The organism is Mycobacterium sp. NGS51, assembly GCF_059812525.1.
The window spans coordinates 111,634-123,324 of the sequence record NZ_JCALCV010000001.1 but is presented as its reverse complement, the minus strand read 5'-3'; the positions used below and the strand labels follow the sequence as shown (position 1 = coordinate 123,324).

11 protein-coding genes are annotated in these 11,691 nt (G+C 64.7%); 3 read left to right on the top strand and 8 right to left on the bottom strand.

Annotated features, from left to right (window positions below; genetic code table 11):
• The 7 genes from AC5Y5W_RS00635 to AC5Y5W_RS00605 all read right to left on the bottom strand — a co-directional run bounded on the left by AC5Y5W_RS00635 (window position 1) and on the right by AC5Y5W_RS00605 (window position 6,303).
• Window positions 1-1,062 carry an MCE family protein gene (locus AC5Y5W_RS00635; RefSeq protein ID WP_499988973.1) on the bottom strand — a complete coding sequence of 354 codons (1,062 nt, stop codon included), beginning with the start codon at window positions 1,060-1,062 and terminating at the stop codon, window positions 1-3.
• Window positions 1,052-2,101: an MCE family protein gene (locus AC5Y5W_RS00630; RefSeq protein ID WP_499988976.1), complete on the bottom strand. Its 1,050-nt coding sequence runs from the start codon at window positions 2,099-2,101 to the stop codon at window positions 1,052-1,054. Before AC5Y5W_RS00630 ends, AC5Y5W_RS00635 begins: the two co-directional genes overlap by 11 nt.
• The gene (locus tag AC5Y5W_RS00625) at window positions 2,101-3,303 is read right to left on the bottom strand and encodes an MCE family protein (protein WP_499988978.1); all 1,203 of its coding nucleotides are present in this window, start codon (window positions 3,301-3,303) and stop codon (window positions 2,101-2,103) included. Before AC5Y5W_RS00625 ends, AC5Y5W_RS00630 begins: the two co-directional genes overlap by 1 nt.
• A gap of 8 nt (window positions 3,304-3,311) precedes the next feature.
• Window positions 3,312-4,154, bottom strand: coding sequence for an MlaE family ABC transporter permease (locus AC5Y5W_RS00620; protein WP_499988980.1), 843 nt, complete (start codon window positions 4,152-4,154; stop codon window positions 3,312-3,314).
• A 4-nt stretch (window positions 4,155-4,158) separates the two neighbouring features.
• Window positions 4,159-4,923, bottom strand: coding sequence for an MlaE family ABC transporter permease (locus AC5Y5W_RS00615; protein WP_499988982.1), 765 nt, complete (start codon window positions 4,921-4,923; stop codon window positions 4,159-4,161).
• A 260-nt stretch (window positions 4,924-5,183) separates the two neighbouring features.
• Window positions 5,184-6,098 (bottom strand): 3-oxoacyl-ACP reductase, encoded by a 915-nt coding sequence (locus tag AC5Y5W_RS00610; RefSeq protein ID WP_499988984.1) that lies wholly within the window; start codon window positions 6,096-6,098, stop codon window positions 5,184-5,186.
• A 13-nt stretch (window positions 6,099-6,111) separates the two neighbouring features.
• Window positions 6,112-6,303 (bottom strand): ferredoxin, encoded by a 192-nt coding sequence (locus tag AC5Y5W_RS00605; protein ID WP_065012624.1) that lies wholly within the window; start codon window positions 6,301-6,303, stop codon window positions 6,112-6,114.
• A 134-nt stretch (window positions 6,304-6,437) separates the two neighbouring features.
• On the opposite strand from AC5Y5W_RS00605, the gene AC5Y5W_RS00600 reads away from it, so the two are divergent.
• From AC5Y5W_RS00600 to fadD17, 3 genes are read left to right on the top strand one after another with little or no spacing between them, the layout of a single operon-like run.
• Window positions 6,438-7,619 (top strand): acyl-CoA dehydrogenase family protein, encoded by a 1,182-nt coding sequence (locus tag AC5Y5W_RS00600; protein WP_499988986.1) that lies wholly within the window; start codon window positions 6,438-6,440, stop codon window positions 7,617-7,619.
• A 9-nt stretch (window positions 7,620-7,628) separates the two neighbouring features.
• Window positions 7,629-8,720 (top strand): acyl-CoA dehydrogenase family protein, encoded by a 1,092-nt coding sequence (locus AC5Y5W_RS00595; RefSeq protein WP_499988988.1) that lies wholly within the window; start codon window positions 7,629-7,631, stop codon window positions 8,718-8,720.
• Window positions 8,717-10,225 carry a long-chain-fatty-acid--CoA ligase FadD17 gene (fadD17, locus tag AC5Y5W_RS00590; protein WP_499988990.1) on the top strand — a complete coding sequence of 503 codons (1,509 nt, stop codon included), beginning with the start codon at window positions 8,717-8,719 and terminating at the stop codon, window positions 10,223-10,225. The genes AC5Y5W_RS00595 and fadD17 overlap by 4 nt, the downstream gene beginning before the upstream one ends.
• Here fadD17 and AC5Y5W_RS00585 read toward each other — a convergent pair.
• Window positions 10,215-11,669, bottom strand: a complete 1,455-nt coding sequence (locus AC5Y5W_RS00585) for an aldehyde dehydrogenase (RefSeq protein ID WP_499988993.1) — start codon at window positions 11,667-11,669, stop codon at window positions 10,215-10,217. The two genes, fadD17 and AC5Y5W_RS00585, sit on opposite strands and share 11 nt — an antisense overlap.
• Between the last annotated feature and the right edge of the window lie 22 nt (window positions 11,670-11,691).

Sequence of the window (11,691 nt, the reverse complement as noted above, 5' to 3'; positions counted from 1 at the left end):
TCATGGCGACTGCGGCCTAATGATCCACCGCTCCTGGATCAGCCCGCGCAGGTAATCTGCCAAGCTGTCCGGGATCTTGCCGGGCTGGAAGACGGCGTCGAACATGATCCCGACGATCGGTGCCGGTATCACGCCGTACACGTTCACGTTGAATCCGGGTCCGGACCCAACCACCTCGCCCAGCGTGGTCGCGTATGAGGGCAGTCGTTTGAGCGCCTCACTGATGTATTCGTGGCGTTCGTTGAGCTGATCCAGCACCAGGTTGAGTTTGGAGAGCGACGGGCCGAACTCCTTGCGGTTGTCGGCCACGAAACCGGATAGCTGGTGGGAGACATCGTCGATCCCGCCGATCAACTGACCCAGAGCAGCACGGCGCGCATCTAGCGCGGCGAACAATTGGTTACCGTCCAGGATCAGCTGGTTCACCTGGCCGGCGCGGTCAGCCAGGATGGCCGTCACCGACTTCGCGTGTGCCAGCAGGCTTCCCAACGCTTCGTCACGACGGTTGAGCGTGCGAGACAATGACGTCACGCCGTCCAGGGCACCGCGCAACTGCGGGGTGGCATCCCGTAGCGAATCGGTGAGAACCTGCAGCGACTTTTCGAACTGGTCCTTGTCCAGGTCGCCGGAGTTGCGGCCCAGATCCTGCAGCGCGGAGTTGAGGGCATACGGTGTCGTCGTCCGGCTCAGCGGGATCACCGTGGCGCTACCGCTGCCCGCCGGGGTCACCGCGATCGCTCGCTGACCCAGGATGGTGCCGGTCCGAATCGATGCCAGCGACTGACTGCCGACGGCGATGTGGCGGTCCACGGTGAAGGACACCTTGGCGGCGTCCCCGGCCAGCGCGACCGACTTCACCTGGCCCACTTTGATACCCGACACGTAGACGTCGTTGCCGGGCGTGATGCCGCCGGCGTCGGTGAAGTAGGCGTCGTAACCCCGGCCCTGCGGCCAGAACGGCAGCCCGGTGTAGCCGAATGCGACCAACACGATGCAGATCACCAGGGTCAGTCCGAAGATGCCGGTCCGCAGCGGATCGCGGCCTTCTGCTCTATTTGGCAAAAGCGCACCTCCCCTTGCTGGGGTCCGGCTGGCCGCCCATCGGGATCAGGATGTCGCTACCGGCCGGCCCGTTGATCTTGATCGACACCGTGCAGAAGTAGATGTTGAAGTACGCCCCGTACGCACCGAGCGCGGACAGCCGCAGATAGTCCTCGGCCAGCTGTTCGATGTCGTTGTTCACTTCGTCTTGGCGATCGTGAAGTTCGGTGGCGATGGGCCGAGTGTTTTCGATGACGCCCTGCAGCGGCCTGCGTGCGCCCTTGAGCAACTCGGTCAAATCGGAGGTCGTGGATGCCAGCGGGGGGATTGCACCGGCCACCGCGTCGCGGTTCTGCGCCAGCCCGGTGATCAATTGCTGCAGCTGATCGACGCTGGCCGAGAATTGTGCACCCTTGTCGTCGACGGTAGTCAGCACGGCGTTGAGGTTGGTGATCACGTCGCCGATGATCTGGTCACGTGCGCCCAGCGCCGAGCTGAAGGCGTTGGTGTCGGCCAGCAGGTTGGACAGCGCTCCGCCCTGACCCTGCAGCAGTTGGATCACGTAGCCGCTGATCGTGTTGACCTTGTCGGCATCCAAGCCCTTGACCACCGGGCGCAGACCGCCGAGCAGCGCATCGAGATCGAGCGCCGGCTGGGTGTGGTTCCGGTCGATGGTCGCGCCCGCGGGCAACTTGCGCAGCTCGCCGGGACCGGAGGTGATCTCCAAAAACCGGTCGCCGACCAGGTTGTCGTAGCGGATCACCGCTCGGGTCGACGAATACAGCGTGTAGCGCTTGTCAACGGTGAACGCCACGTCAACGCTGTTGTCGTGGTTGAGCTTGACGCCCTTCACCGCGCCGACCGGCACACCTGCGATGCGGACTTTCTGCCCGGACTTCAACTTCGTCGCGTCGGAGAAGTTGGCGTGATAAGAGTTCGACGGGCCGAACCGGAACTCACCGAAGATCACCACCAGCCCGAGGGCGACCAGCAGCATGGTCAAGGTGAAGATGCCGACTTTCACCATCATCGAGCGGTGCGACTCGTGCACGGCGGCCATCAGAAATCGTCCCGTTCCGCGAAGGCGCCGTGGAACAGGAACTGCAGCGTCGAGGGCGCATCCACCTGCATTTCGGTGAACGGCTCGTACGGAATATAGGCGTTGTCGGTGACCAGGAACGGTGACCGGAACCAGGAGCCGCCGGTCTGCTTGGTCGGAATGTCGGGTAGCCCACGGCAATTAGGCCCGCCGGAGGCGTTGACGATCGGCAGGCTCTCCGGATAGGTGTACGACGGCGCGCCCAGAATAAAGCTCGACGAGGTGAACAGACCGGCCTTGTTCACGCCAAGCAGCGGCGCGAACTCGTCGAGACCCCGCTGGATTCCCTTGAACATGCAGCCGAACTCCGGCGAGTAGTCGCCGGCGACCTTCAGGGGAGCTCGCAGCCGCTTGATGGCGTCGATGATGTCGTGCTCAGCGGGTGCCAGCGTGTCATAGATGTTGTTGGACAGGCCAATTGTCGCCAACAGCGTGTCATTCAAGTTGCCTTGCTGGTCCACGACGGTCTTGGCGATCGTCGGCGTGTTCTGAAAGACGGTGACGAGGTCGGGTGCAGCGGCCGCGTAAATGTTGGCCACCTCGGCCACCTTGGCGAAGTCTTGCCGCAGGGTCGGCAATTGCGGGTTTGCCTGTTGGGTGAGGGTATTCGTCCCCGCCAGCAGCGCGCCCAAGTCATCGCCGTGACCGCGCAGCCCCTCGGCGACGGCACTCAGGGTGGCATTGAGGTCCACCGGGTCGATCTTGTGCAGCAGATCGATCAGCGACTGGAACAACGTGTTGACTTCCAGCGAAACCGCGTCCGCCTTCAAGTGCGCTCCCGGGCGAAGGGAATTCACCGACGGTGTCTGCGGCGGAATGAATTCCACCGACTTGGCCCCAAAGATGGTGTTGCTGGCGATGTGGACGGTGGCATTGGACGGAACGAAACGCAGTTCTCGGCTGTCGATAGCCAACTCGAGCTGGGCCTGCTCGTCGGCGTATTTGACGTTCTTGACCTTGCCGATCTGGATGCCGCGGTATTTCACTTTGTTGTCGCGGTCCATCACCAACCCGGCGCGCGGCGCGGTCAGCGTGACGGTGTCGGTCGAGGAAAAGGCGGCGTTGTAGGACAGGTACGTCAACAGCGCAAAGCCCACTAATAGAGAGGCCAGCAGCGTTGCTGCCAGCCTGACATGTGTGCGTCGCGCGCCCGTGCTTGCCATCGCTCCCTTTATCCGGAGAGGTTGAAGTTACCGGACGCGCCGTAAACGGCCAGCGAGATGAACAAAGTAATGACCACGACGACGATCAGCGACGTGCGCACCGCCTGCCCGACCGCTAGGCCGACGCCTACCGGGCCGCCAGAAGCGTTGTAGCCGTAGTACGTATGGACCAGCATGACCGCAATCGACATCACGATGGCTTGCAGGAACGACCACAGCAGGTCGGTCGGATTCAGGAATGTATTGAAGTAATGGTCATACAGCCCCGCCGACTGACCGTTGATGAACACGGTGGTGAACCGAGCGGCGAAAAATGAGGCCAGCACGGCCAACGAATACAGCGGGATGATCGCGATCAGGCCGGCGATCAACCGGGTGGACACCAGATAGGAAACCGAGTGCACGGCCATCGATTCGATCGCGTCGATCTCCTCGGCCACCCGCATCGCGCCGAGCTGTGCGGTGGTGCCGGCGCCGATAGTGGCGGCCAGCGCAATACCGGCCACCACGGGGGCGACGATGCGGACATTGAGAAACGCCGACAAAAACCCGGTCAATGCCTCGATGCCGATGTTGCCCAACGACTCGTAGCCCTGCACCGCGATGACACCGCCTGATGCCAACGTCAGAAACGCTGCGACACCGACCGTTCCACCGATCAGGACCAGCGCGCCGGTGCCCATCGTCATTTCGGCGATCAGCCGGATGGTCTCTTTGCGGTAGCGGGTCAGCGCATTCGGGATATAGCGCATCGATTCGCCGTAGAACAGCGCCTGCTCGCCGAAGTTGTCGACCGGTTCGGCGAACCGGGAAAAGAACCGGCGGAAGCGCAGCGTGGCGTCGTAACTCATCGATTCACCGGGCCAACACTCGAACGCCGATCGCCGTCATGATCACGTTGATCACGAACAGGCAGATGAATGCGTAGACCACGGTTTCGTTGACGGCGACGCCGACCCCTTTCGGACCGCCCTTGACCGTCAGCCCCCGATAGCAGCCGACCAGACCAGCCACCACACCGAACAACAGCGCCTTGACTTCGGAGAGGACCAACTCACCCAGGTGAGTGAGCACGGTCAGTCCGTTGACGAAGGCACCCGGGTTGACGCCCTGCAGCAACACCGAGAAGACGTACCCGCCGGCGATGCCGATCGCCGAGACCAGGCCGTTGAGCAACAGCGCGACGAACGTCGACGCCAACACTCTGGGGACGACCAGCCGCTGGATCGGGTCGATACCCAAGACCCGCATAGCGTCGATTTCCTCGCGGATGGTCCGGGCGCCGAGGTCGGCGCAGATCGCGGTGGCGCCCGCGCCGGCCACCACCAGCACGGTGACGACGGGACCGAGTTGGGTGATGGTCCCGAAGGCGGTTCCCGCGCCGGATAGGTCGGCTGCACCAAGTTCGCGCAGCAGGATGTTGAGAGTAAACGCCACCAGGACTGTGAACGGGATCGCGACCAGCAGCGTCGGGATCAGGGAGACCCGGGCGATCATCCAGGTCTGGTCGAGAAACTCGCGGAATTGGAATGGGCGCCGGACCGTCTTGCTGAACGTCTCCAGCGACATTTCGACGAATCCGCCCACGGCCCGGGCCGGAACCGCAAGTTGTTCGATCAACCTGGTCCCTTTCTCCCGCGGCTGCCTGCAACTTGGAGCGAAGCTACACTTCCCCGGTCGGCGCCGCCTAAGCTGCCTTCTGAGCGGACGACGCTCCGCGTGAGCGGGATCATATTAACTAGAACAAGTTCGCAGTGTCAAAGAACTGCAAAATTAGGTCAAGATTAGTAGTTTGACCAGGTCAGAAGCTATTGTGACCTAGGTCATTCTGAAACGTGTTCTAGCTCCATCGGGCCGACACACCTGTCTCCCGCACCGGATCAGGACTCCATCAAGGTGGACGCGGAAAAGTTCACCTCGGGGTCGCGTTCAGCAAAGTAATCGTGCAATGTTGCGCTGAGCTCGTCGGGGTCCCACGCCTGCGCGTCCGAGGTGAACTGACGTTCTGCAGTTGGCGCCGCCACCAGCGTGACCCGGGGTCCGTAGACGATGAAAACCTGGCCGTTGACCGCTTCAGCCGCCGGGGAGGCCAGGAAACCGACCAGCGTGACGACGTGCTCGGGTGAAAGCGGGTCGATCTGGCCCGCGCCGACCTCAGGTGCCTCGCCGAAGACCTCGGCGGTCATCGCGGTCCGCGCTCTCGGGCAGATCGCATTGGCGCAGACCCCGTAGCGGCCCAGCGCCCTCGCAGCAGACAGGGTCAGCGCGGTAATGCCGGCTTTGGCGGCACCGTAGTTGGCTTGCCCGACCGGACCGACCAAACCCGCTTCCGACGACGTGTTGACGATCCGGCCGTAGACCGACCCACCGGCTTCCTTGGCCTTGGACCGCCAGTAGGTGGCCGCGTTGCGGGTAAGCAGGAAGTGGCCGCGCAGGTGCACCGCGATGACCGCATCCCAGTCCTCGTCGGACATGTTGAACAACATCCGATCGCGGGTGATCCCGGCGTTGTTGACCACGATGCTCAAGCCGCCCAAGCCGTCGGCGCAGCTGACCAGTTCGTCGGCGGTCGAGCGCTGACTGATGTCGCCGGCCACCGCGACCGCCTTGGCTCCAGCCGCGCTGATCTCGTCGAGGACGTCGGATGCGTCCAGCGCGGCGGCGATGTCATTGACGACAACGCTGGCGCCGGCTCGGGCTAAGCCGATCGCCTCGGCACGTCCCAAGCCCGCGGCCGCACCGGTGACCACCGCGACCTTCCCGGACAGATCGGTCGCGTTCGTGCTGCTAGTCAATTTATGAATACCTCTAGTCTTCGCGTTTCAGCGCCGCACGCGGGCATTCGGCAATGGCCTGCTCGGCCAACACCTCCCGATCGGCAGGAATCGGATCGGTTTTGACCACGGCGTAATCCTCGTCGTCCAGTTCGAAGACATCCGGCGCGATTCCTACGCATATCGCGTTGCCCTCGCACCGATCGCGGTCCACTATCACTCGCACGGGATCCTCCTTGGGCGTTTCCGACTGCCGGTATTCCCACCATACGACGGAAGGTTGGGCGAATCGGCCGCTGGACCCCCAGACTAGAACGTGTTACAACCAGGGAGGTAAACGGGATCCCGAAGGGACGGCCAATGCGCATCAGTTATACCCCGGAGCAGGAGGAACTGCGCCGCGAACTGCGGTCGTACTTCGCCACGTTGATCACTCCCGAGCGTCGGGAGGCCCTGAGCTCCACGTCGGGCGAAGTGGGCGAAGGCAACGTCTACCGAGAGACCGTCGCACAGATGGGCAAGGACGGGTGGCTCACCCTGAACTGGCCCAAGGAGTACGGCGGCCAGGACCGCTCCTCGATGGACTCGCTGATCTTCGCCGACGAGGCCGCGATCGCCGGGGCCCCGGTGCCGTTTTTGACCATCAATAGCGTGGCGCCCACGATCATGGCGTTCGGCACCGAGGAGCAAAAGAAGTTTTTCCTGCCCAAGATCGCATCCGGTGACCTGCATTTCGCTATCGGCTACTCCGAGCCCGGAGCGGGTACGGACCTGGCGAACCTGCGGACCTCTGCGGTGCGCGACGGCGACGACTACATCGTCAACGGGCAGAAGATGTGGACCAGCCTGATCGCCTACGCCGACTACGTGTGGCTGGCGGTGCGCACCAACACCGAAGCCAAGAAGCATCGAGGCATCTCGATGCTGATCGTCCCCACTGCCGCCGAGGGCTTCTCCTGGACTCCGGTGCACACCATGGCGGGCGTGGACACCAGCGCCACCTACTACTCCGACGTCCGGGTACCGGTGGCCAATCGGGTCGGCGAGGAGAACGGTGGGTGGAAGCTGGTCACCAACCAACTCAACCACGAGCGCGTCGCACTGGTGTCCGCGCAACCGATCATCCTGGCGCTCAACCAGGTCCGGGAATGGGCGCAGAACACCAAAGACGGCGGCGGGGCCCGGCTGATCGACTCCGAGTGGGTTCAACTCAACCTGGCGCGGGTGCACGCCAAAGTCGAGGTGCTCAAGCTGATCAACTGGGAGTTGGCGTCGGCGGCTGACGCCGCCCCGTCGCCGGCGGATGCGTCGGCCGCCAAGGTGTTCGGCACCGAGTTGGCCACCGAGGCCTACCGGCTGCTGATGGAGGTGCTCGGCACCGCCGCGACGGTGCGGCAGAACTCGCCCGGTGCGTTGCTGCGCGGTCGGGTCGAGCGGATGCACCGGGCCTGCCTGATTCTCACGTTCGGCGGCGGCACCAACGAAGTCCAGCGCGACATCATCGGCATGGTGGCGCTGGGTCTGCCCCGAGCCAACCGGTAAAGGATTCTGATGGATTTCTCGACGACAGAAGCGGCGCACGACCTCGGTGATTTGGCCGGCACGATCGTCGACGCCGTGTGCACGCCCGAGCACCAACGCGAATTGGACGGCCTGGACCAACGGTTCGACCGCGACCTTCTGCGCAAGCTCATCGAGGCCGACATTTTGAGCACCGCGGCACCGGAGTCGCTGGGCGGCGGCGGGTACGGGGTGCTGGAGCAGACCGCCGTGCTGGTTGCGCTGGGCCGGGGGCTGGCCGCGGTGCCGTATCTGGAGTCGGTGGTGCTGGCCGGTGGCGCGCTGGCCCGGTTCGGCTCCGCGGACCTCCAGCAGCAGTGGGGCGCGCCAGCGGTGAGCGGCGAGAAGATCCTCACCGTGGCGCTGGACGGTGAAATGGGCGACGGACCGGTGCAGGCCACGCGTTCCGGTGCGGGCTACCGGCTGACCGGAACGCGTACTCAAGTCTTCTACGGGCCGGTGGCTGATGCATTTTTGGTGTCAGCCGAAACCGATTCCGGCACAGCTGTTTTCGTGGTTACTGCTGAAGAGGCATCGGTAACCGCGCTGGAGACCACCGGTCTGGGCAGTGTGGGACATCTGCGACTCGACGGGGTCGAGGTGGGTGATGCGCGGCGGGTCGGCGGCGGCGACGTGGTCGCTTGGCTTTCCACGCATGCTGCGCTGGGTCGCAGCGCATTTCAGCTCGGTGCGCTGGATCGCGGGCTGCAGTTGACCGCCGAATATGCGCGCACCCGCGAACAATTCGATCGTCCGATCGGCAGCTTCCAGGCGGTGGCCCAACGACTGGCGGACGGCTACATCGACGTCAAGGGTTTGCGGTTGACACTCACTCAGGCAGCATGGCGGCTGACCGAGGACTTGCCTGCCGACACCGAGGTGGCGACCGCGGCGTTCTGGGCTGCCGAGGCGGGACACCGGGTGGCGCACACCATTGTCCACGTGCACGGCGGTGTCGGTATCGATATCGACCACCCGGTACACCGCTACTTCCTGGCGGCCAAAGAGACCGAGTTCGCGCTGGGCAGCGCCACCGGGGCGCTGCGCAAGATAGGTCGTGAACTGGCGGACACGCCTGCGTGACGCAAGATCTCCCGACCGTCACCGACCTGCTCAAGCCGTTGGTCGACGTCGACGATCGTGGCATCTACTTCGAAGACTCGTTCACCAGTTGGCGGGAGCACCTTCGGCACGGCGCAGCGGTGGCCGCCGCGTTAGGCGAGCGACTCGACCCCGGGCGGCCACCGCACGTCGGGGTGTTATTGGAAAACACTCCGTTCTTCTCTGCCCTACTGATCGCGGCCGGCTTATCGGGCATCGTGCCAGTCGGGCTCAACGCCGTCCGCCGGGGAACCGCGCTGGCCCGCGATGTCGACCACGCAGACTGCCAGCTGGTGTTGACCGATTCGAAATCTGCTGCGGCACTGGGTGGTACGCCGCATATCGATGTGGACTCGACGACCTGGGCCGACGAGGTGGCCGCACACGCGGGTGCACAGGTGCAGTTCCGGTCCGCGACGGCCGCCGATCTGTTCATGCTGATCTTCACCTCCGGCACCAGTGGCGATCCCAAAGCAGTGAAATGCAGTCAGGGCAAGGTCGCGATCGCCGGCGTGACGATGACCGAACGCTTCGGCCTGGGCCGCGACGACCGCTGCTATGTGTCCATGCCGTTGTTCCACTCCAACGCGGTGCTGGTCGGGTGGTCGGTGGCCGTCACGTGCCGCGGCTCAATGGTGTTGCGCCGCAAGTTCTCGGCTTCGGGGTTCATGCCCGATATCCGACGCTACGGTGTCACCTACGCCAACTATGTCGGCAAGCCGCTGTCGTATGTGCTCGCCACTCCCGAGCTGCCCGACGACGCCGACAACCCACTGAAAGTGGTGTACGGCAACGAGGGTGCACCGGCCGACGTGGAGCGGTTTGCCCGCAGATTCGGCTGTATCGCCGTCGACGGCTTCGGTTCTACCGAGGGCGGAGTCGCCATCGCCCGCACACCGGACACGCCGGAGGGCTCGTTGGGTCCACTGCCCGACGGCATCGGGATCATCGACGTCGACACCGGTGACCCCTGCCCGCCGGGAGCGATCGGTGAGTTGGTGAACATCGCCGGCCCAGGCCGCTTCGAGGGTTACTACAACGATCCGGAGGCTGACGCGCAACGGATGGCTGACGGTGTCTATCACAGCGGTGATTTGGCTTACCGCGACGAGAACGGGTACGTGTATTTTGCTGGGCGGCTCGGTGATTGGTTGCGGGTCGATGGGGAGAACCTCGGCACTGCGCCGATCGAGCGGGTACTGGCCCGCTACCCGGGGGTCAGCGAGGTCGCGGTGTACGCCGTGCCCGACCCGGCCGTCGGCGACCAGGTGATGGCCGCAGTGGTAATGGCCGCGGGCACGGAATTCGATGCCGACACGTTCCGCGCATTCCTGGCCGAGCAGCCCGATCTGGGGCCCAAGCAGTGGCCGTCCTACGTCCGCATCAGTACGGCGCTGCCGCGCACCGCGACGTTCAAGGTGCTCAAACGGGAGCTCTCCGGCGAAGGTGTCGAGTGTGCGGATCCGGTGTGGCCGATCAAACGCTAGTGGGCGCCACTGAGATCGACTTGGTGTCCAGGTAGCTCTCAATTCCTTCGCGGCCCAACTCCCGGCCGTAGCCGCTGGACTTGACGCCGCCGAACGGCGCGTAGGGGTCCATCGTGTAACCCTGGTTGACACCGAAGGTGCCGGTGCGGATTCGGGCAGCCAACTCCACCCCGCGCCCGGTGTCGTCGGTCCATACCGACCCTGCCAGACCGTAATCGGAGTCGTTGGCGATGTGCACCGCGTCGTCGTCGTCGCGGTAGCCGATGACGGTGAGCACCGGTCCGAAGATTTCTTCGCGGGCAATCCGCATGGTGTTGTCGGCGTCGGCGAACAGCGTGGGCCGGACGTACCATCCGCGCTCGACGCCATCCGGCATCCCGGTGCCGCCGGTGATCAGCCGGGCACCCTCGGCCTGGCCGGTCTGGATGTAGCCGGTCACCCGCTCCTGCTGCCGCCGCGCCACCAGGGGGCCCATCTGGGTCGCGGGATCGGTAGGGTCACCGACGACGATCGTCTGCATCTCGGTCGCCAGTGCGTCGATGAAACCTTCTCTTCGGCTGTCCGGCACCAGGATTCGGGTTAGCGCATTGCAAATCTGCCCGCTGTTTGACAGGCTGGCTGACCGGATGCCGGCCGCCACCGTGCCCGGGTCGGCATCGTCGAGGACGATCGCCGCGGATTTGCCACCAAGCTCCAGGCTCACCCGTGTCAAACCGGCGGCACAGGTTTCGGCTACCCGTCGGCCCGCAGCCGTCGACCCGGTGAACGACACCTTGTCCACGCCGGGATGGCCGACCAAGTACTCACCGGCGTCGGCGCCGCCGGGCAACACGCTGACCACACCGGGTGGCAGCTCGAGTTGCTCGATGAGCTCGGCGAGCAGCAGCGCGTCCAGCGGCGATTCCGGCGCCGGCTTGAGCACCACGCAACAACCGGCGAGCAGCGCCGGCACCAGCTTGGTGACGATCAGGAACTGCGGCATGTTCCACGGCACGATCGCGGCAACCACCCCGACCGGTTCGCGGCGAATGTGAATATCGGCGCCGTAGCGGCCGGCCCGAATCTCGTGCCACGACAGGCTTTCAGCCAGATCACAGAACGCGGTCATCATCATCCACGGCAGTCCGACCTGGGCGCGCTGGGCGAAGCTGATTGGAGCGCCGATCTCAGTGGTGATGAGCTCGGCCATTGCCGAGCGCCGCTCGCCGTAGCGTTCGACCAGTCGCCGTACCGCGGCAATGCGCTCGGCGGGATCGAGCCGCGGCCACGGCCCCTGGTCGAATGCGGCACGCGCAGCTGCGACGGCAGCGTCGACGTCGGCAGGTCCGGCCGACGCCACGCGCGCAACCGGAGCTTCGGTGGCCGGTGAGGTCACCTCGATCACCGCGTCGCTACGGGGTGATGACCAACTCCCACCGATGAACAGTGCGTCGTGTCGCTGCACGCAGACCTCCCCGCGGCTGAAT